This is a genomic window from Arthrobacter sp. U41, from assembly GCF_007679325.1.
Lineage (GTDB): Bacteria > Actinomycetota > Actinomycetes > Actinomycetales > Micrococcaceae > Arthrobacter.
In genome coordinates this window covers 1-21,669 of the sequence record NZ_VEGI01000006.1, presented here as the reverse complement: position 1 = coordinate 21,669, position 21,669 = coordinate 1, and the positions used below count along the sequence as shown (strand labels likewise).

General features: G+C 70.1%; 10 protein-coding genes. All 10 read right to left on the bottom strand.

What is annotated here, in order from left to right; genetic code table 11:
• Positions 1 to 28: 28 nt before the first annotated feature.
• Positions 29 to 4,474, bottom strand: a complete 4,446-nt coding sequence (locus tag FS787_RS15515; protein ID WP_144673775.1) for an FtsK/SpoIIIE domain-containing protein — start codon at positions 4,472 to 4,474, stop codon at positions 29 to 31.
• Positions 4,471 to 5,202, bottom strand: a complete 732-nt coding sequence (locus FS787_RS15510) for a hypothetical protein (RefSeq protein ID WP_144673773.1) — start codon at positions 5,200 to 5,202, stop codon at positions 4,471 to 4,473. Before FS787_RS15510 ends, FS787_RS15515 begins: the two co-directional genes overlap by 4 nt.
• A gap of 33 nt (positions 5,203 to 5,235) precedes the next feature.
• A complete protein-coding gene (locus FS787_RS15505) occupies positions 5,236 to 6,906 on the bottom strand; it encodes a serine/threonine-protein kinase (RefSeq protein WP_144673771.1) in 1,671 nt (556 codons plus the stop codon).
• Positions 6,903 to 8,759: an FHA domain-containing protein gene (locus tag FS787_RS15500; protein ID WP_144673769.1), complete on the bottom strand. Its 1,857-nt coding sequence runs from the start codon at positions 8,757 to 8,759 to the stop codon at positions 6,903 to 6,905. Before FS787_RS15500 ends, FS787_RS15505 begins: the two co-directional genes overlap by 4 nt.
• Positions 8,743 to 9,771 (bottom strand): PP2C family serine/threonine-protein phosphatase, encoded by a 1,029-nt coding sequence (locus FS787_RS15495; protein ID WP_144673767.1) that lies wholly within the window; start codon positions 9,769 to 9,771, stop codon positions 8,743 to 8,745. The genes FS787_RS15500 and FS787_RS15495 overlap by 17 nt, the downstream gene beginning before the upstream one ends.
• The gene (locus FS787_RS15490) at positions 9,768 to 11,252 is read right to left on the bottom strand and encodes an RDD family protein (RefSeq protein ID WP_144673765.1); all 1,485 of its coding nucleotides are present in this window, start codon (positions 11,250 to 11,252) and stop codon (positions 9,768 to 9,770) included. Before FS787_RS15490 ends, FS787_RS15495 begins: the two co-directional genes overlap by 4 nt.
• Positions 11,249 to 13,822, bottom strand: a complete 2,574-nt coding sequence (locus tag FS787_RS15485) for a transglutaminase family protein (RefSeq protein WP_144673763.1) — start codon at positions 13,820 to 13,822, stop codon at positions 11,249 to 11,251. The genes FS787_RS15490 and FS787_RS15485 overlap by 4 nt, the downstream gene beginning before the upstream one ends.
• Positions 13,819 to 15,150 (bottom strand): DUF58 domain-containing protein, encoded by a 1,332-nt coding sequence (locus FS787_RS15480; protein WP_144673761.1) that lies wholly within the window; start codon positions 15,148 to 15,150, stop codon positions 13,819 to 13,821. Before FS787_RS15480 ends, FS787_RS15485 begins: the two co-directional genes overlap by 4 nt.
• A 65-nt stretch (positions 15,151 to 15,215) precedes the next feature.
• Positions 15,216 to 16,190 carry a MoxR family ATPase gene (locus FS787_RS15475; RefSeq protein WP_144673759.1) on the bottom strand — a complete coding sequence of 325 codons (975 nt, stop codon included), beginning with the start codon at positions 16,188 to 16,190 and terminating at the stop codon, positions 15,216 to 15,218.
• Between the two features lie 91 nt (positions 16,191 to 16,281).
• A partial coding sequence (locus FS787_RS15470; RefSeq protein ID WP_144673757.1) for an Ig-like domain-containing protein occupies positions 16,282 to 21,669 on the bottom strand: 5,388 nt, incomplete at its 5' end.

Below are 21,669 nucleotides of genomic sequence, written 5' to 3'. Positions count from 1 at the left end.
TAGCAACCACAACTGATAGGCAACGGGTCTAGTTCCGATTCTCGGGCGGCAGCGCCACCTGGAGTTTGCGGACCTTGCCGCGGCCCACGATGTAGCCGCGGCCCGGGATGAAGTCCGTGCTGATCCGGCCCAGCGAGGTGCTGAGCAGGCTGTCGCCGTCGATGTCGCCCGGGTTGAGCAGCAGGCCGCGGCGGCCGGACTTGAACGGCTGAGCCAGCGACCAGGCCGAGGACCAAGTGGAGGTCTCGGCTTCGCCCACCACCCACTGTTCGGCCTTGATCGACGCCGTGACCAGCCGTTCGATCCCGGACTCCGCTCCCGTGTCGGTGAAGTCGGTCAGCCCCTCGATGAAAATGGCCAGCTTGCCCGGGGTGCCGGTGGAGTAGTCCACCAGCTCGTCGATGGCTTCCTCGACGTCGTCGGCGCCCACCACGGAGCGGTCCCAGAGCTTCAGGGCCGCCGCCGCGGATCGGCGGGAGCCGACGTAGATCAGTTCGACGCCGGGGTTGGAGCGGCGCAGCGCGTAGGCCAGGGTCACAAGGGCCACGGTGCGGCCGGAGCCGGGCGGGCCGGCCAGCAGCAGCGGTCCCTTGGCCAGGATCTCGGCCGGCTGGAGCGTCTCGTCGTCGACGCCGATCACCGGCAGGTCCGGGCTTCCGGCGGGCAGGATCTCAAGGTCCACCTGGTCCGGCAGTCGTTCGATCTGCGGGGCGCGCTCCACGCCCTGGCGCACCATGGCCTCGCTGAGCTTGTGCACCTCACGGGCCTGCACGGCCAGGTTTGAGTTGCCGCCAAGCACCGCGAGCTGCACTTCGAGGTTGCCCAGCAGGCCGCGGCCCGGAGGCGAGGCCTGGCCCAGGACATCCTTGGGCACATCCATGGACAGGTAGTCGTCCTCCGAGGACAGGCGCAGCACCAGCCGGCGCTGGATCGAGGCCAGCAGCGACGCCGGCACCGAGTTGGGCCGGTCCCCGCTGACCACAAGGTGGATGCCCAGCGGACGGCCGTCGGTGGCGAGCTGCAGGAAGATGTCCCACAGCGCCGAGAGCTTGCTGTATTCGTAGGCCTCCCGGAAGGAGGACATGCCGTCCACCAGCACGAAAATCCGCTTCTCGTCCGGCCGGTCCGCGAGCTTGCGGTACTCCACGATGGTGGACGCGCGGACTTCCGAATAGCGGGCCGCGCGGTCATCGGCGAGGTCCCGGAGCCAGCGCAGCAGCCGGCCGACGCGTTCGACGTCGTCGCCGTTGATGATTTCCCCGACGTGCGGCAGCTCATCGAGCATCTTCAGTCCCGAGGAGCCGCAGTCGATGCCGTAGACGTTGACCGGCCCGCCGCGCGGGGTGACCGCGGCGGCGATCGCGATGCCGCGCAGGGCGGCGGACTTGCCCGAGCCGCCGGTGCCGTAGATGGCCATGTTGCCGTCCTGGTCCGGCTCGTAGAACACGGTGGGCTGGTCCTGGTGCGCGGGGTCGTCCGCCACGCCCAGGAGCAGCCGCTCGTCGGTGCGGGGGTTTGGCAGCTTGGAGAAGTCGTAGGTCGTGGCGAGTTCGTCCAGCCAGGGTTTGCGCGGCGGCTCGATGGAGAGCACGTCGGCGGCCCGGATGATGTTGGCGGTCATCCGGGCGATGTCGTTGGGACCGGCGGCCTCTTCTTTGACGGGGCTCTCGGGGGCCGGGGCGGCCCAGGCCGGCCCGGACCCGAAGGCCATCTCGACGATTTCGATCTGCGGGCGCTGCGGCTTCTCGGTGGTCCAGCCGCCGGCGTATCCGGTCTGGAATCCCTGGATCCGGCCGGGGCCGGTCTTGGCGGCGCCGCGGCCGGGAATGGAGGGGTCGAAGTACGCCGCCGTGGGCACGCCCAGGATGTCGATCGCGTCGTCCTCGTCGGCCATCCGCAGCGCCACCCGCAGGTTGGTGTTGGCGCGCAGGCTTTCCTTGATCACGCCGGCCGGGCGCTGGGTGGCCAGGATCAGGTGCAGGCCCAGGGACCGGCCGCGGGCGGCGACGTCCACCACGCCGTCGACGAACTCCGGCACTTCGGTGGCGAGGGCCGCGAACTCGTCCACGATGATGATCAGGTAGGGCGGCGCGTCCGGGTCCGCTTCCCGCTGGAGTTCCAGCAGGTCCTTGGCCTTTTTCCGGTTCAGCAGCCGTTCCCGGTGGTGCAGCTCGGCCCGCAGCGAGGTCAGGGCGCGGCGGACCAGGTGCGGGGACAGGTCGGTGACCAGGCCCACGGTGTGCGGCAGGTGCAGGCAGTCCGCGAACGCGGCGCCGCCCTTGTAGTCCACGAACAGGAAGCTCACCCGGTCCGGGCTGTAGGCGGCGGCCATGCCCATCACCCAGGACTGCAGGAACTCGGACTTGCCGGCGCCGGTGGTGCCGCCCACGAGGGCGTGCGGGCCCTCGTTCTTGAGGTCGAGGTAGAGCGGTTCGATGCCCTTGGAGCCCACCAGGGCCCGGAGGGTGCCGTTGTCCTTCCGGTTGGGCACGGCGGAGGCCCGGACCGAGTTGTTTTCGGTCCAGCGTTCGGCCACGGCCGCCGGGTTGTCCAGGAAGTCCTTGCCGATCAGGGCCGCGTAGGAGACGGCCCGCGGCAGGTCGGAGTCGTCCTCCAGCGGCTTGCCGACGTCCACCACCGGCGTGAGCATCCGGGCCAGCTGGGCGGCGAGCCCGGCGTCGAGGCTTTCGCAGCTCACCGGGAAGGTGTGCCGGCCGAGCCGGACCTGGCCGGTGGTGGTGCCATGGTCGCCGTCGACCGCCATGAAGTCCCGGCACGCGGCCGGAAGCTGCTGCACCGAGGACGCCACCCACATCACGTGCACGCCGGAGTCGGGGCCCCGCTCGAGGACCCTGGTGAGCCGGCCGCGGTCCACCGGGGCGTCGTCTTCGACCACCACCAGCACGGTGGGCAGCAGCGGTTCCGCCAGGTCCGTGCTGAGCGGGTCGACGCCGGGCCGCAAGGCCGGGCGCGGAGTCTGTGACGCGGCCTCGCGCTGGTCGATCAGGTCTTCCAGGCGGGAGAGAAGGGCTGAGCCGCCCGCGGGCCCGGCGGCGAGGTGGTCGCCGCTGAGCGGGCTGTGGCCGGAGCCGACGTGCGGGAGCCACTGCAGCCATTCCCAGCGTTCCTTCGACTGCGCCGAGGTGATGGCGGCCAGGACCACTTCGGCGGGCGAGTGCAGCCCGACGAGCTGCAGGACCATGCCGCGGGCCACGTCGTCGACGAGTCCGCGGGAGCCCGCCAGGCCGAAGGAGCCGGCGGAGCGCAGCTGCGAGACGATCGGCACGCCTTCGATGTCCCGGAACTGCGCCATGCACTCCTGGATTTCGGCCATGTATTCGGCTTCGGTGTCGTTGCTGTTGGGCTCTTCGAACTGGATCCGCGAGGGCGCGGTGCCCAGGCCGAAGCGCAGGCCGAGGAAGCCGGTGTGCTCGGGCCGGTGGGTCCAGAGCAGCGGGCCGAGCTTGTAGATCGAGTCCACCGTGTCGCTGACCGAGGGTGCTTCCTGCAGCCGGACGGATCGCTCCACGTTCTGCAGCCGGGTGATGTCCGTGCGGAACACGGCCATGGACTCGCGGAACTGTTTGAGCTGTTCCTTCCGTTCCCGCTTTGCCTGCAGCTTCTGGTCCACGTGATGGCCCACGATGAACAGCGGCATCATCAGCATAAACACGACCGAGAGCACGTTCTGCGTGACGGCGAACAGGATGGCGCCCATCATCAGCGGCGCCATCAGCATGATGTACGGGAAGGCGTGGTGCTCCTGGCGTTTGGGTCCGGCCGGGAGCATCCGTTTCTGCGGTTCGAAGCGCGGCACCACCCGCGGCGAGCGGTTGAAGTCGATCAGCGGGGAGCTCGGGGCCGAACTGTGCCCGGTGCCCAGCGACACCACGGACACGGTGGTGTCGCCCAGGGCCACGGTGTCCGAGGAGTTCAGCGTGGCGCGGGTGACCGGCAGCCCGTCCATCAGCAGGCCGTTGGCCGAATTCGTGTCCACGATTTCGATCGTCTCGCCCACCGTGATGCGGGCGTGCCGCTTGGAGGTGAGCGGGTCCGTGAGCCTGATGTCGACGTCGCGGTCCCGGCCGATGTAGCTGGTGCCCGACGGCAGCGGGAATTCGCGTCCGACGTCGGGCCCGGACAGTACGCGCAGCGTCGCCGCCGCCGGCCCCCGGTTCGCACCGGGGGTCGCGAACTGCTCACTCAGCCGGGTCAGCGAAACAATCGAGCCCGGCCGCAGCCCGGATTCGAGCAGGTTGTCCTGGCGGTCCAGGACGCTGCCCTTCATGCCGCCGGCGGCGAAGGCCTCCTCGATGCGCAGGGACAGGTTCGACGGCGGCGGGGTCCCCCGCCGCGCCGGGTCGGCGGCCCAGAGCTGGGTGGCGATGTCCGCCACGGTGGCGAGCCCGTCCACGGTGACGGCGAGGTCTTTGGCCTCGGCCGGGTCGCGCCGCAGCGTCAGTCGGATTCTCATGCTTCGTCTGCACCCTTCTTGCCGGTGCTGTTCGTGCCGGAACCCTGCTCCTCGAGCAGATACAGGTCCGCCGGCGTCACCAGGTGCGAGGTGACGGCGTGTTCCACAAGCCGCGCGCGCCGGTTGGTGGCGAGTTTTCCGCCACCGCCGCGCAACCCGGCGACTCCCACCCTGTCGAGCTTGTCGCACACGTTGTCCAGTTTTCGGTTGAACCGGGTCAGGGCCCAGCCCAGGGTCCGGGCGGCCTCGGCCGAGGACGGGATGGCGCTGAAGCCGGTCCCTTCGCGGCGCAGCATGGGTTCGGCGAGGGCCACGATCAGGGCCTTCTGCGAGTCGGTGAAAACCACCGGGCCGATCGTGGTGTCGCCGCCGCTGTCCTCGTCGCGGGATTCCTGCCGGAACGCGGGGGTCCGGAGGTGCACGGCGAACTCGTAGGTGGTGGGGCCGGCGGTGAAGATGACGTTGGTGTGGCTGAAGACCAGCGGGATCCGCGCCCCGGGCGCGAGCCACGCCTGCATGCCGCCGGAAGCGTCGGCGATGGTCGCGGAGAGCATACTGCCGACGTTGCTGAGCCACCAGATGCCGTCGTAGCGGGCGATCTGCAGGAACTGCCGGTGCAGGTACGGGTTGTCATCCACCTCCAGGTCGCCTTCGCGGCCGATGCTGAAGATGTCCTCGTCCGAGGGCTCATGCCACTCGCCGCAGAAATCTATTGCCAGATCCCCCATAATCCGTGCCTTTCTGGAAAGTCGTTGGTGCTGCTACTTCGGGACGCAGGCGATGGAATCCGGGCCGAGCGGCGAGGAGGCCCCGTCGCTGCGGACGATCATGACCTGGATGCAGCTGGGTTCGGACGGGTTCGCCGCCATTTCGGCGGCGGGCCCGGCGGTGGCCTGGTACTGCCCGTCGCCCTTGAGGGTGTGGACCCGCCATTTGTAGGTGTCGCCGGCTTTCGGCTGCGGGTTGGTCCAGGTGAAACGGACTTTTCCGGCCGGCCCGGCCGCTCCGGCGAGCCCGGTGACGTCCGGCACGGTGCCGTTGTCCAGGGCGTCCGCGGGCGGTTTGCTGACCTGGTCCGTGGCTTTCGGCGCCGGCTCCGGCCGGGTGGTGCCCGCCACAATCCCCAGCACGACGGCGGCCACCAGGACGGTGCCGCCGACGATCGAGAGCAGCAGATTCCTGCGGCCGTGCCCGGCCGGGTGCTCCCCCGCGTCGTCGCCACTGCTGTCCCCGCCGCTGCCGGGCCCGCCGCTGCCCGGGGACACGGCAGCCGCGGCGGCGCTGGACCGGTTGACCGTGGCCGCGACGTCGTCCTCCGGGGCCGTGTTTGTGTTCCGGGGCCCGGGGGTGTCGAATCCGGGCAGCGCCGGGGGCCGCGCGTTGTTGACAGCTGCTTTTCTAAACGTGGTGGCGTTGTCCGCCGTGGGGCGGGCGTCGGGATTCGGGACCCTGGCCGGGAAGGTGGGGGTGCTGCCGGTGGCGTCCGGGTCGATCGCGGCGACGCTGCGGACCCGGGTTTCCTCGAAGCCGTCGTCGGGGTGGCTTTCCTCGGCGCGCGGTTCTTCCAGGACCTCGAACGGCGTCACGGACAGGTTCAGTTCGGCCTGGATCCGCTGCAGGGCCAGGGCGAAGGCGTGCGCCGAGGAATAGCGGGAGGCTGCCGACTTGGCCATCGCCGTCGAGAGCGCCAGTTCCAGGGATTCCGGCACGTCGGCGCGGCCCAGTTTCGGCACGGGCAGGTTCGTGATGCGCGAGATCAGCTCCCGCTGGGAGTTGTCGGCGCCCGGCAGCACAAACGGGGACCGCCCGGCCAGCAGGGTGTAAAGGGTGGCACCGAGCGCCCAGACGTCCACCAGGACGCCGTCCACCTGGTGCCCGGTGAACTGCTCCGGCGGGGACCACGGGATGGACATGCCAGCGTCCTCGTCCGCATCCCCCGCGAGGGTGCCGGAGATACCGAAGTCGGTCAGTGCCGGCCGGTTGTAGTCCGTGACCAGGATGTTGGCGGGCTTGATGTCGCGGTGCGCGATCCCGGCCCGGTGGGCGGTCTCGACGGCGGATGCCACCTGGATGCCGACAGCCAGGACCTCGTCCACGCTGAAGCGCTGCCGACGGTACCGGACATCCAGGCTGGGCCGGGAGCAGTACTCCATGGCCAGGTAGGAATGCCCCGTGTCGGTGATCTCGGCTTCGAAGATGGTCACGATGTACGGGTGCGAGGACAGCTGCGCCATCAGGTTCGCTTCGGATTCGAACCGGCGGCGCGCGCCCTCGGTCTTCAGGTCCGAGAGCAGCACCTTGACAGCCACCTTGCGGCGCGGCCGGTCCTGTTCGTAGAGGTAGACGTCGGAGAACCCGCCGGAGCCGAGCAGGCTGATGTAGGTGAAGCCCGGGATGATTGGCGGCGGGGCTACGGGCCGTTTTGAGCTCACGGGATCTCCTCAAAGCGCAGCGAGACGCCGTCGCCCACCTCGGCGATGTCGCCGTCGAGCAGGATGGCCATTTCGCCCTGGGCCAGCCGGCGCGGGGGCTGGCCCTCGCGGACCAGCACGGTGCCGTTGGTCGCCTTGAGGTCACACAGCATCACGTGCCAGCCTTCGAGCCTGACCTCCACGTGCGAGCGGGAAATGTCACCGCTGGGGCTCGCCACCTGGATCAGTTTGGGCATCACGGCGCCCTGGACGCGGGACACCGAGGGCTGGCGGCCCACGATGAGCGACTGGTTGAGGTCGATCAGCTCGCCAGTGGACAGGCGCATCCGGCCCAGCCGGGGGCGACGGACCTGGACCCCGTCCCCGGGCAGCGGCAGTCCGCAGCGGCCGCACTGGGCATAGGTGGAGGGGTTCGCGTGACCCTCCGGGCAGACCCGGGCCAGGACCATGGGCCCGGTGGACGGTTCCGTGGCCGGTCCTGTGGACGGGCGCTGCGCACCGGCACCTTGCGGGCCTGCGCCGGCGAGCTCGCCCTTCATGATCGTCTGGCCGTCGTGGTCCGCATCGGCTCCCGGCTCCGCGGCCGGCATGAGCTGGTCGGGTGCCTGCTGCTGGGCGGGTGCCTGCTGTGCCGTCGGCGCGGGCGGCACAGGCGTAAATGCCGGCGGCTGCGCTGCGGCCGGTGGGGACGACGTCGGCCGGTCACCGCCGGTGTGCCAGGGCACGGAGTCGATCAGTCCGGCGGGTACCGCCGGGCGCGGCGCCGCGGGCGGTTCCGGCGCAGGAGCAGAGGCGGCTGCGGCTTCCGCTCCGCCTGCCGCTGACCCGTCCGATTCAGGGGTCCCGGACACTGGCTCCGCGCTGGCGGATTCAACGGCGGGCACGGCGCTGGCGGGCCCGACGCTGGGTTCTGCATCGGCGTCAGGGTCCTCGCGGACGGCGGCGTCCTCGATATTGCGCATCACCGTTCGCTCCCACAGGTGGTCGTAGCTGCTCGTCAGCTCCTGTTCGGCGGGTTCGGGCCCGGGTTCTGGTTCGGGTTCTGGTTCCTCAGCCAGTCCACGTTCCGGTTCCGGTTCCGGTTCCGGTTCCGGTTCCGGTTCCTGTCGCGGTTCCGGCTGCGGTTCCGGTTCCGGTTCTTCGTGCAGGGTTCCGTCGTGCTCGGAGTCCTCGCCGGGGAACTCCAGGACGGTCTCCGCGGAGGCACCATGGTCGCTTAGCTCTGCGGCGATGTCGGCTTCGGCCGCTGCCAGGACTTCGTCCTGCACCGCTGTTTCGGCGTCGGGAGCGGGCCCTGCGGCGGTGAGGCCGGCTGCAGCCGTGGCCGCGGCAGGGACCGCCGGGGCGTCCGCCGGTCCGGCAGCACGGGTGAACTGCAGCCGCAGTCCCTTGAGCAGGACCACGCCGTCCGTCAGCGGCAGGTCAGGTCCGACGCCGGATGCCCCGGCGGCGGATGTCCCGGCGGCGGCGTCGGGGACCGTCACGTTGAATCCGTCCGCAGCGGCGAACCGCCGTTCCGTCCAGGTGGTGACTTCCCGCCCGCTCAGTTCCACCGGCCCGGAGGGCAGGTCTACCGTCAGGTCGATGTCTCCGCGCAGGAACACCTGCACGGAGCTCCGGCAGTCGACGATCGCGAACCACGGCAGCCGGGCGAGCGAACCGCCCGAGGCCGATGTCACGGCGTCGAGCACCTCGTGCACTGCGGGACCGGCGTCGAGGAGGTCCCACAGCGAGTCAACCAGGGCGGGCGCGCTGTCCGGGCGCAGCAGCACCACGGTTTTGGAGCGCACCACACCGAGCCAGCTGCCGGGCGTGTAACGCGCTGCGGCGGCGGGGTTACTGCTTGCCATCATTGGGGCCCTTGGCGTGTCCGTCGGCAGCAAGTTCGCCAGCTGCCTGCTCCCCGGCGGCAGGCACGTCCCCGGAGGCCAGTTCCCCATTGGGGGCGAGGTCCAGGGCATCGGTCCGGGGCAGGGTGTCCTCGTCCTCCGCGTCGGCGGCGGAGCGCGGTGCGGTCTGGGCGGCGCCGTCGTAGTCGCTGGCAACATTGGTGGCGTCCAGCACGATGCAGGTGACGTTGTCGCGGCCGCCGCTGCGCAGGGCCGCCTGGATCAGTTCGTCCACGGCCGCCTGCGGGTCCGCATGGGAGCGCAGGATGTTGGAAATGTGCTGGTCATCGAGTTCGCCGTTGAGGCCGTCGGAGCAGACCAGGATCCGGTCGCCCTCCTCGATGGGCAGCAGCCAGTAGTCAGCCTCGATCTCGTCGCCGGAGCCGAGGGCACGCGTGACGACGTGCCGGCGGGGGTGCACGGCGGCCTGGGTCTGGGTGATCTGCCCGGCATCCACCAGCTCCTGGACTTCGGAGTGGTCGACGCTGACCTGGCTCAGCTTCCCCTGGTTGAGCCGGTAGGTCCGGGAGTCGCCGATGTTGAGGACCAGCCAGTAGGGGGCGCCCATCTGTTCCACCACCACGACGCCGGAGAGGGTGGTCCCGGCGCGGGAGCCGGTGGCGTCGCGGATGCCTTCGTCGGCCATCTGCAGGTACTCCTGCAGGACGCCAGCCGTTGCGTCCCGCTCGCCGCTGGCCAGCTGCGGGATCCTGGCGAGTGTGCGCACGCAGATGCCGCTCGCGATCTCGCCGGCTTCATGCCCGCCCATGCCGTCCGCGACGGCGAAGACGGGATCGGAGGCAATAAAGGAATCCTCGTTCATTTCGCGGCGCAGGCCGCGGTCGGTGCCGTAGCCGCAGTTGAGCCGCAGGCTGGAGGTACTGCTGGAGGAACTGCTGGAGGGAGTGCCCGGAGCCGGCACGGGGGCGGCATCGGAACTGTCTGAGGGTGGAACGGCGGCCGGCTGGGTATTCATGCCTGTCCTAGGTAGAAGGAGCGGTCACCGAAGTGGACGGTGGAACCTGGGCGGACGTGGGTGGGCTCCCCCGCCGCGAGGGCGGTACGGATACCGTCCGGCGTGGTCACGGCGCTGCCGTTGGTGGAGTTGCGGTCCGTCACCCAGACTCCCCCGTTTCCGGCGAGGAGATGGAGGTGGGTCTTGGAAATTGAACGGCCCGGATCGGCAACCGGGATCAGCTGCACGGAGTCCTCACCGGGGTGCCCGGAGGGGTTCCGGCCGACCAGCACGGTGCGGTCAAGTTCGATGTCGCGGCCGTCGTCCAGCCGGATCCGGAGCATCGCCACGGTGACGGGGGCGTTCGTGTCGCCGCGGACCTGGGTGCGGTCCAGGTCGTCGTCGGGATGCGGGAGCTCCTGGGACGACGACGGCGACGGCGACGGCGCGGACGCGGCTGGCGGCGCAAACGACGCCGCTTGCGGAACGGGCCGGACCTGCGGCGAAGCGATCACAGCCTGCGGCGCTCCGGGCGCAACCTGTGGCGCTCCGACGACAGCCTGCGGCGCTGCGGCACCGGCCAGCGGCGCTGGGACCCGAGCCTGCGGCGAAGCGACAACAGCCTGCGGCGCTGCGGCACCGGCCAGCGGCGAAGCGACCTGCTGGACCGGCGGAAGGTCCAGCGGCGCGAAGCTGTAGGGTCCCGCGATGCCGCCGGTGGTGATCGGGTTGCGTCCGGACTTTACGTCGAAGACGAGGGTCTTGGCGGCCTTGTCGTGCCAGCCGCGGAGCTGTCCGTTGCGGTCCCACGCGTTGGAGAGCACCACGAGGACGGCCCAGGCGGCACCCAGAAACAGGAGCGGTCCCAGCACCAGCAGGGCCACGCCGAACCATTGGAAGACCACCACGACGGCGGCGGCGATCACGGCCAGGAGCACCCCGGCGCCGGTGATGAGGCCACGCAGGAACACCGCGCCGCCGCCCGGGGCGTAGCCGTCAGCATCCGTGCAGCGGATGCCCATGAGGCTGTTGCCGGGGGTTACACCGGACCGGCCTTCAAGGGCGGCCAGGACCAGGAGGTAGACCAGGGTGAGGCCGGCACCGATGCCGCCGAACAGCACCACGGACGAGGTGTCATACACGATGAAGCCGCCGCTTTGGCTCCTGGTGATCCCGGCGAAACCGACCGCCAGCAGGATTGTCAGGACGGTGACGGGCGGCAGCCAGTCGAGCACGGCCGCTCCCAGCCGCTTTCCGGCAGCTGCGGGCACCACCTCAAGCTTGCTCGGCATGGAAGGACCTCCCCCTTGTCCGCGGCCCGCGGCTGGGCCCTGCGCTACGGGGATGCTACCGGGGATCAGCGCGGCAGCAGGAACCTCCGGGGCGTTGCGGGCGTTCCGCGCGGAACGGTTGCTCAGCGGTGTGCCGCACGAGGTGCAGAAGGCCGCCCCCTGACGGAGTGGCTGCTGGCAGCGCGGGCAGCGCTCGGCGTCGTCGGTCATGGCTTGTTGCGGTTCTTCCTGGCGGACTGGCGGGACTCGGCTGCGGCTTCGGCGGCACCATCACGGCGGGCTGTGGCGGCAGGACCGGGTTCCACTGTACCCGCGGGCGGTTCCGGCGCTGCGCGTCCGGCGCGCCTGCCGCCGGGCGGCACCGGCCCGGGGCCCGTCAGTTTCGGTGTGGACCGGCGCTTGAGGGCGGCCCTGCCGTCGGCCAGCAGGGAGCGCGGCGAAAACCTGGCGCGCTGCCGTCCCCAGAACCCCAGCGTCCCGGTCAGCTCCTTCAGCGAGCCGTCCACGATGTCCCAGTACTCCCGCACCTGGTCCTCGCTCGGTTGGCCGGCACCGAAGATCGCGGCGTCGGCCCGTTTGGCGAGCAGTGTGGTGGTCCCCCCTGCGGCCGGGAAAGCATCGGCGAGCACCGCGGCGGACTCCCGCCGGGTGGCACGGGTATCGACGCCCGCACCGAGGTCGGTCGCGAGGCTGACAACTTCGTTCCAGCCGCCGCCGACGCGCTGCGCCGGGGGGCCGTCGCTGAAACGGGCCTTCCGGCGCCGGGACTTGAGCAGCGCAATCAGCAGCAGCGGCAGCGCCAGGATCCCGACCGGGATGAGCGCGATGCCGATCGCCGTGAGAAGTGGACCCCAGAACAGCCAGGGGTTGTTTTTCTTCTCGTCAGCGTCCAGCGCATCCGGTGAGGAGTCGGGCGGCAGGTCCGCCGGCTCCTGTGGCGGGGGCGGCGGCTGCAGCACCTGCGGCTTGGGCTTGGACTTGTTCTCCGGATCCGGCGGGATGGGCACGTTGTCCTTGGGTGGCGTGGGGTCGAAGGACACCCAGCCCACCCGGTCGAAGGCGACTTCCACCCACGCGTGGACGTCCTTGCCGGTGATCTTCACGTCGCCGGCGCCGTTCTCCGGGCTCTTCGGATCCGGGTAGAACCCCATCACCACGCGGGAGGGGATGCCGAGGTGGCGCAGCATCAGGGACATCGCGACGGCGTACTGTTCGTCGTCACCGAGCATCTGCTTGGCGGTGAGCAGGCTCCGGACACGGTTGGCGCTGTGGCCGGAGACACTGGGCAGCTGCCCGTCGGCGATCAGGCCGTTGCTGAAGGCGCCCTTCTTCTGGAAGTGCGCCTCGACCTGGCGCACCCGGTCGATGGCGGTGGGCGCGTCGGCGGCCAGGTCGTTCGCCTGGGAACCGACCACCGGCGGCACTTCGGCGGGATCCGGCAGGGCCAGTTTGGCGAAGTCGTACTGGGTCAGCTGCCCGTGTTCCAGGGTGGCGGGATCGGCCACCTGCACCTGGTAGGCGTCCCCCTTGGCGAGGCCCCTGGTGGTCACGGCCGTGTCCGTTCCGGCGTTGAAGTACAGTCCCGCGGCGGCACCCGAGCCGTCCCGGGCGAAGCTGATTCCGGTGGTCTTGCTGCCGCCGGGCAGGAAGTAGCCCTGGTAGTCCTCGATCGTGATGTCCAGGGTGTAGTTGATGCTCGGCACGATCCCGGTGGAGTCCGCGAGGGTGTTGATGGACTTGGCGTCGCCCACCTTGCTGAAGCTCCCGGAACCGTTGGGGTCCATGTTGTAGTTGGTGCCGTTGAAGGAGTCCAGCGCGGCGAGGCGCACACGCGCGTCCTTGGGCAGGCCCTTCACGGTGAAGAGAGTGTCGTCCTTTTTGTCCTTGACGAAGGTCCGGAAGCTCGCCAGCGGGGTGATGTAGTCCTTGGGATCGAACGGCGGAACGATCGTGTTCCGAAGTACCCGGCGGTCGTCGCCCGCGGTGACCAGCGGGGACGCGACGGCGGTGATCCCGACGGCGGCCGCGATTACCGCCGCGGCGGTTCCCATCCGGCGCAGCTTGGCCGCGCGGGCGGTGGCCTCGTCCTTCTCCAGCCGGTTGACGGAGATTTTGCGCGTGTCGCTGCGACGGAGCGCGTCGCGGCGGAACGTGGCCCAGGCGATGGCAATCACGGTGAGTGAAATGCCGCGTTCCACCGTGAGGAAGCCGGCATTGGTGCTGAAGGCGATGCCGGTGACGAACAGCACCAGCACCGGCAGCAGCGGCCAGTACGGGCTTTTGAGCCGCCAGATCAGCAGCCCGGCGGCCAGCGCGGTGAGGAGCGAACTGAGGAACGGCACAATCAACATGCCGCCGGCCGTGCCCACCGGCACCCCGACGGTGAGCATGTCCTTCCACGCGAACACCACGCCGAGCAGCAGGGTACGCAGCGAGTCGAGAGTGGGCAGTACACCGGCGATCGAGGCCTCGGGGACGGCCAGGGCGGTGCCGAAGACGAGGTAGGCGCCAAGTGTCAGGGCGGTGGTGATCAGGAGCCCCAAGCGGAAATGCACAGCGGCGGCCGCCAGGCCCAGGCCCAGCAGGATGCCGCCGAAGCCTGCGACCAGGTAGTAGGGGTCGCCGCCGAAGCTGAGGCTGAAGCCGAGGACGCCAAGGCCCAGCAGCACGGTGAGGGCGCCGGCGTCGAGCGCCAGATGCCAGAGCGGCTGGCCGTCGGCGAAACCGGAGCGCTGCGCTGCCGTGGTGTTCCGGGGGCGGAGCGGTGCTGCGGCGCTCATGCTGCCGCCTTCCTCAGCACGATGGCCAGGTCAGAGAGGTCGCCGAGGGTCAGGACGGTCAGGTCCCCGATGTTGGCCCGGGCCGGTGCGGCGCCGAGCTGGAGCCGGACGGCGAGGCTGCGGACCCCCATGGGCACCGAGGCCGACGCGGAGCGCAGCTGGGTGGGGGTGATGTTGCTGCCGACGATCAGGAACACGACGGAGGCGTTGGGGACGGTGTCCGCCAGGGTCCGGGCGAGGTCCACCGCATTCTTGCGCTGGGGTGCGCCGACGATCCGGGTCATGTCATCGAGCATGTTGCGGCCGGTTTCGCAGCGGAGCGGGCCCTTCTGGGTCAGCACGTCGAGGTCGCGTTGTTCACGGATGGCCTGGCGTCCGATCGAGGCGGCGGCGGAGACGGCCAGCTCGAATTCCTCGTCGGAGGCGTATTCGTCGGTGTTGATGGACAGCGAGATGGCGAGGTGCGCACGTCGGGTTTCCTCGAACTGGCGGACCATCAGCTTGTTGGTGCGGGCCGTGGTTTTCCAGTGGATGTGCCGGCGGTCATCGCCCGGCACGTAGTCGCGCAGCGCATGGAAGGACACGTCTGCGCTGGAGAGGTCGGTGGTGGGCATGCCCTCGAGGTCACGGATGAATCCGGCGGCCGAGCCTGCCAGCGCCACGGTTTTTGGGTGCACGAACAGGTCCTCGGGTTCGGTCCAGAGCACCTGGCGCCGCAGCAGGTGCAGCGGGTCGGCGCGGACCGAGCGGACCGGGCCCACCACGATCACGGCGCGGCGGGCGGTGGGGATGGTGAACAGGTCCTCGTGGACCTGCCCGGGTTTCATCCGGGGCAGGTGGAACACAGCGGTGGCGGCACCGACCGGGAGCTCCAGGTCCGCCGGCAGCAGCGGCCGCGCGGAGGTGTTGGAGACCGCGATGCTGCCGACGGCGCTGTCCCCCACCGCCACCCGGGTCCGGGCGAGGTCCAGGACGACGCCGTAGGAGGAACGGCCCAGGATGAACCCGACGGCGAGCACGAACAGGACGAACGCGGCGATCGCGGCGGCTTTGGCTTCCTGCCAGCCGAAGGCCTGGCCGACGGTCCACAGCAGGATCGAGGCCGCCAGCACGGACCAGCCCAGGACGCTCACCACCGAGAGGACCGGCCACAGGTAGCGCAGCCAGAGCGCGCGGACGGCGCTCCGGCCCGGGGCGAGGGCCAGGCCCGCGGTGCCGCCGGCCTCGGTCCAGAGTGAGGCTGGGTGCAGCCGGGTGGGCCTGCCGTGCCGGTGGAAGGGCCGTTGCAGGCGTTCAGCAAGCCGTGTCAGCGGAGTGCTGGAGGACATATGGGTGCCTTTGTTCGTGCTGGGTCGGGGGTGCCGGTCGGGGTGGCGCAGGCTAGCCGCTGCAGTTAGACAAGAGCGGCGCGCTGCTGCGGCGCGGCGACCTCGGCCAGGACGCGCGCCAGCACGGCCTCCGCCGTGGCGCCGGAGAACTCTGCTTCCGGGTCCATCACCAGCCGGTGGGTCCAGACGACGGCGGCAAGGTCTTTGACGTCGTCCGGCAGCACGAAGTTGCGGCCCTGGCTGGCGGCCCAGACTTTCGACGCGCGGACCATGGCGAGGGCGCCGCGGACGGAGACGCCCAGGCGGGTCTCCGGGGCGCTGCGGGTCTCCTCGCAGAGCCGGGAGATGTATTCCAGCACGGCGGTGTCCACGTGGGTGGTGGCGGCGAGGTCGGCCATGTCGGCCACCGCCTGGGTGGTGATGACGGCGGTGATGTCCTTGGAGCGGTCCTTGAGGTTGGCACCGCCCAGCAGCTGCACGGTGGAAGCGTGGTCCGGGTAGCCGATGGAGGTCTTGATCAGGAAGCGGTCCAGCTGGGCCTCGGGCAGACGGTAGGTGCCCGCCTGCTCGATCGGGTTCTGGGTGGCCATCACCATAAACGGCCGGCCGGCCTCGTAGGTGGTGCCGTCCACCGTGACGCGGGATTCCTCCATGACCTCCAGCAGCGCCGACTGGGTCTTGGGCGAGGCCCGGTTGATTTCATCGGCCAGGACGATGTTGTTGAAGATGGGTCCCTTGTGGAACTCGAACTTCTGCGTCTTCTGGTCGTAGATGGTCACGCCCGTGACGTCCGAGGGCAGCAGGTCCGGGGTGAACTGGATGCGGTTGTTGGAGCCCTGGACGGTGGCCGCCAGGGCACGCGCCAGGGAGGTCTTGCCGGTGCCCGGGGCGTCCTCGAAGAGGACATGCCCCTCGGCCAGCATCGCGGTGAAGGTCAGGCGGATGACGTGGGACTTGCCCAGGACGGCCTGGCCCACGTTGTCGACGAGCTTCTCGAAGGTGCCGGCAAACCATTCGGCCTGTTCGGTGGTCATGGTCATGGGTTGGTCCTCTTCTGTTCTGGGTGGAGCGTTGCAGGGGCCGCCGGCAGGGAGTTCCCGCTTGGTGCGGCGTCGGGTCTAGTTGTGGGCATCAGCAGCCGCCGGGCCTGGGGCCGTAGAGATCCACGGTGGTGGATTTGACGAACCAGCCCGGGTGGCTGCCTTCGGTGACGCGGAACCAGGGGGTGCCGTTGCCGTAGATGTCCTTGGTGCAGTTGATGGCGAGCCGGCCTTCGGACCGTTCAACCCAGCCGGCACCACAGGTCTTCGGCGGCCCCTCGGAGTACGTGTCGGTCCGGCCCGGCATGCCGGGACACGTCCGGACCGTAGTGGCCTCCACCTGGATCTGGGATGTCGGGACCGGCGGCGGCGGCTCCGAGCCGCTGCGGGAGGTGTCGCTGCCGATGCGGCCGGGCTGGCCGGCGCTGATGGCGCGGACCCGCAGGGTGTGGGTTTCGCCGAAGCCCACGCTCTTGGAGAAGGACCGCTGCTGGGTGTTCTGCCAGGCACCGCCGTCGAGGCTGTACTGGTAGCCCGAGACCGGGCGCCCGTTGCCGTTGGGCTGGTTCCAGGTCCAGGACACGGTCCTGTCCCCGACGCCGCTGCTCTTGCTGCCCGTCACGGCCGGCGCGAAGGCCAGTCCGTAGGGGTTCACCGAATTCGAGGCAGGGCTGGCGTCGCCGGGGCTGGAGCTCCGGGACGAGACCGCCCAGACCACAACGGCGGTGGCCGTCCCGTTAGGGGCGGCCACGACGCCGCCGCCGGCCGGGATGGTGCCGCTGCCGCTGCCGGAGGTGAGCCTGTACTTGTAGGTGATTTCACCGGCGCTGGAGCCGTTGCGTTGCTCGGCGGTCAGGACCGGGAACCTCACGTCGATCTTGCCGCCGTCGCCGCCGGTGTCCTTCAGGGCGGCGGACGGCTGGCCCACCATGCCCGGCTTGCCCACGGCGCGCACGGCGGCGGACGGGGCGCTGGTCCGGGACGTTCCGGCCTTGTTCGTGGCGGCCACCGTGAAGGTGTAACCCGCCTCCGAGTTGTTCACGGTGACGTTCTGTGTGGTGCCCGAGACCTGCTGGGTCGCCACGGCCGCCCCGCCGCGCAGCGTGGTCAGCGTGTAGGCGGAGATGGCGTCGCCGTTGTTGTCCGGCGCGGTCCAGTCGACCTTGAGCTGGCTTTGGTTGCCCACGGAGCCGGCCGCCGTCGCGCTCGGCGCTGGTGGGGTGGCGGGCACCCCCGCGGGGGTTTCCGCGGCGGAGTAGGCGCTCCATTCGGAGGGCTCCTTGGCATCGTTGCGGGCCAGGACGCGCACCTTGTAGGCCACTCCGTTCTGGAGGCCCTTCCAGACGTAACTCACCGAGGTGAGGTTCTGGATCTGGGCGTTCTGCCCTGCCGGTGCCGGCGAAATCTCCAGGTCGTAGCTCTTGACCGGCGAGCCCTTGGACGCCGGGGCCGCCCACGTCACGGTGAGCTGGGTGTCGCCGAACTTCACTGCGGGCGCGGCCGGGGTGTCCGGCTTGACGTCCGGGCGCACCTCGGCCGACGCCGGGGACCGCTCGGATTCGCCCAGTGCGTTGGTGGCGGTCACCTGGAAGTGGTACTTGGCGTTGTTGGTCAGCCCGGTCAGGGTGCAGGAGTTGGCCGGGCAGTCCTGCCGGTAGCCGCCCTCGCCGTACACCGTGTACTTGGTGATAGGTGAGCCGCGGTCCGCCGGGGCGGTCCAGTTCAACAGGGCGGTGCTGTCCCCCACGCTCGCGGCCTGCGGTGTGGTGGGCGCCAGCGGCTTGTCCTTCACCGTCAGCCGGATCCTGGCCGTCGCGTAGCGGGACGCGTCGCCGGTCTTGTCGGCCACGGTGTAGGACACGATCATGGTGCCCGAGAAGCCTCCGGCCGGGGTCACGGTCACGGAGTCGCCGGCGGCGACGGCGGAGCCCTGGCCGGTCTCGGTCACGGCGGACACGATTTTGAGGGCCGTCTCCGGGAACGGGTTGGCGTCGTTCGCAAGCACCGGAACGGTGACGGGTTTGCCGGCCGCGGCGTTGGGTTCGACGTCGTCGTTGGCCACCGGTTTGGGCCGGTTGGAGGCCGTGACGGTGAGCTGGTAGGTCGCGGTGGCTTCAAGCCCGCGGGGGTCCCTGGCCTTGACCTGGACCGCGCCGCTGGTGCCGGCGTCGGCGCCGTCCTTGGCGGAGGCCTTCAGGGTGGTCCCGTCAATGCCCGCGTTGAAGCCTGCGGGCACGCCGCCCACCAGTTCGTACGTCATCCGGTCCGCGTCGCCGTCGTCCGGGTCAGTGGTCAGCCGGGCCAGGTCGGCCGTGGCGGAGTCACCCGTGGGCACCTCCAGCTGGCTGCCCAGCAGCACCGGCGGGTTGTTCCGGTTGGGGTCCGGGAGGACCTTGGTGCGGATGCTCAGGGTCGCTTTCAGGCCGGCGGGATCGTCCGGGCCGGAGCCGTCGGTGACCTCGAAGCTGAGCGAACCGGGACCCACGTAGTCCTGGCCCGCGGTGTACTTCAGGGCGGTGCCGTTGCCGGCCACCGGGTCCGAACCGTCGGCGCCGATCAGCGTGATCCGGTCCGTCTGGGTCAGGCGCGGCGAGCGTCCGTCGCGGACCTTGACCCATTCCTTCAGGTCGACGGTCACGGACTGCCCGGCGACCACTTCGATCACCTCGTCCTTGGCGAGGGTGGGGACCTGCTGGCCCACGCCGGGGACCCAGATGATGGCGGTGGATTTCTGGCCGTCCAGGTCCTCCACGGTGTACGGGATGAGCTGCGGCTGTTCGGTCAGTTCCACGATCATGTTGCCCGCGGTACCCGGCCGGGCGGTGGTGGCCTCGGTGGCGATCTTGAGGTTTTCGCCGACTCCGTCCGGGTCCTCGTCGTTTTTGAGGACGGGGACGTCCACGGCGGTCTTGCCGAGGGTCTGGGCGGAGGTCACCCGGTCATCCCGGGCGACCGGGGCCTGGAGCGGGACGTCCTTCTTGACCTGGACGGCGACGGCGGCCTGCGCTGTGGCGCCGCGGTCATCCGCCACCGAGTACCGCACGTTGACCGTGCCTTCCGCGGCGGGGGCCAGCAGGAGCAGGCGGGAGCTTTGTTTGCTGACGGTGGCCTGCAGTTCCGGCGCGGCCTCGATGCCGTCGCTGAGGATCCGGATCGGATCGCCGTCGGGGTCGGTGTCGTTGCCGGTGGCGTCGACGGCGATCTGGCGGCCCGGCCGGACCTTGACCTCATCATCCACCGGGGTGGGTTTCTGGTTCATCTCCCCGCGCGGGGCGATGCCGACCGTGACGGTGCCGGTGTTGACGGCGCCCTGCCGGTCCACCACCTTGTAGCGGAAGGTGTCCGTGCCGGCGCCGTCCCCGGCCGCCGTGAAGTCGATAAAGTTGCTGCCCACGGTGGCGGTGCCCATCGCCGGGGTGCTGTCGATCCCGGTCAGCTGGACGGAGTCGCCGTCGGGATCGATCCCGTCGAGCTCCACCGGAATCCGCACCGTCCCGGCCGCCACCGCTCGGGCGGTGAGGTTCTTCGGCTGCGGGCGGGAGTTCTCCGCGCCTTCCAGCGGCAGGATGTGGATGGTGACGGCCGCGGCGCTCTTCTGGCCCTGCGGGTCCACGGCGTTGTAGATGGCACGGACCGTCTTGGGCTCGGCGCCGGCGATGAAGCGGAGGGTGTTTTCGGAGACGAAGCTTTTCCCGTCCGCTGCGGGAACCGGCTGCGGAAGCGCCGGGTCCACGGTCAGCTTTTCGCCCTGCGGGTGGGTGTCGTTCGCCAGCACCGGGATGGTTACGACGTCGTTGACCCGCACGTTGACTTCGTCCGGCTTGGGCTGCGGTGCCTCGACGACGGCGGGAGCCGGGACCGGGACCACGGAGACACTGCCGGTGGCGGACTGGGTCCCGTTGGACATGGTGTAACGGAATGTGAACGGGTCCTTGGTGCCGATGACGTCGGTGATCCGCAGGACGCTGTGGTCGATCACACTGACCGACGCGGTCGCGTTTTCCGGGAGCTGGACAGACTGCAGGACCAGCACGCCGCCGGACGGGTCGGAGTCGTTGGCCAGCGGGTCCAGGAGCACGCTGCCGCCGACCGGCATCAGGGCGACATCGTGCACGGCCACCGGGTTGCCGGCGTCCTTGCCGGATTCGACGTCCACCCGGATCAGGCCCTGGCTGCTTTGCGGGCCGTTACTGGCGATATAGGTCAGGTAGACCGGGCCCGGCGTGTTGCTGCGGAACGTGAAGGTCCCGCCGTCGGTCACGGGGCCCAGCTGGGCGGTGCCGGCGGCCTCCACCTGGGCGAGGCGCAGCGCGCCGCCGTTGGGGTCCACGTCGTTCTTCAGCGGCGCGATCACCAGGTCCTGGCCAACGACGGCGGTCACATGGTCCGCGTTGACCACCGGCTGCAGGGCGCCCGGCGGCTGGACGTTCACCACGACTTTGCCGGTAGTGGTGGCCCGGCCGTCCCAGACGGTCACGGTGACGGATTTCTTGCCCGGGGCGGCGCCGGCGTCCTGGTAGGTGAGCAGGCCGTCGCGGCGGACCTTGACCTGGTCCAGTTCGTTGTCGGCCTTGGCGTCCATCAGGACAAGGTCGTCGCCGTCAGGATCGGTCCAGTCGGTGAGGATGTTCTGGCTGACGGTCTTGCCCTGTTCCAGGAGCAGGGTGGTGGGCTCGCCGCGCTTGAACTGGGGCGGTCGGTTCTCGTCGGGGCCGACGACGTTGAGGGTGATGCTTCCGTCGGCGGAGAGTCCGCGGCCGTCGGCGGCGTTGTAGCCGAAGGTTTCGGTGCCGGGTTTCGCGTCCGCGGGAACGGTGATCTGGAAGGCCGTGCCGCCGTTGATGTTCTCGAGGCTGCCGGAGGTCGGCCCGTTGCCGCCGGCGGTGGCCGTAAGGACGTCGCCATCGGGGTCCGAGTCGTTGTCCAGCACGGAGAGGATGGTGGTGCGGCCCGGACGGACGCCGACGGCGTCAGGCTTGGTTTCCGGGGGCCGGTTGGGTTTGGTGCGGTCCGGCAGGATATTGATGGTGTTGTTGTCCGCCGATTCCTGGTCCTGGTCATCGGACTGGTTCTTGGGCGGGATGACGTCGTCCCAGTTGTTGACCAGCTGCATGTTCTGGTTCACCAGCCACACATTGCCGGAATTCACATCGTTCAGGACCACCAGATCCCGGTTCACCCGGAACACATACGACGGCGACGCACTCGCCTTCGGCACATCCACCGTCTTGTCACCGGCATCATCCGTGCAGTCCCGGACATACTTATTCGCCCCCGACCACGCCGCATGCACACACCCGCCCAGCTGCACCGGAGCCGCCGGCACCCCCTGCCCGCCAAACGTGACCGCCTTCGCCGCCGACCCATCCAACGGCTGCCGCAACAACGCCTTCGGCGTCGCGACCGCCACCGCATCCGCAGCCGGACCCGAAAGCTGCAACTTCGCATCCCGCGCCTCCGCCAGGGCCAACTCACGCCC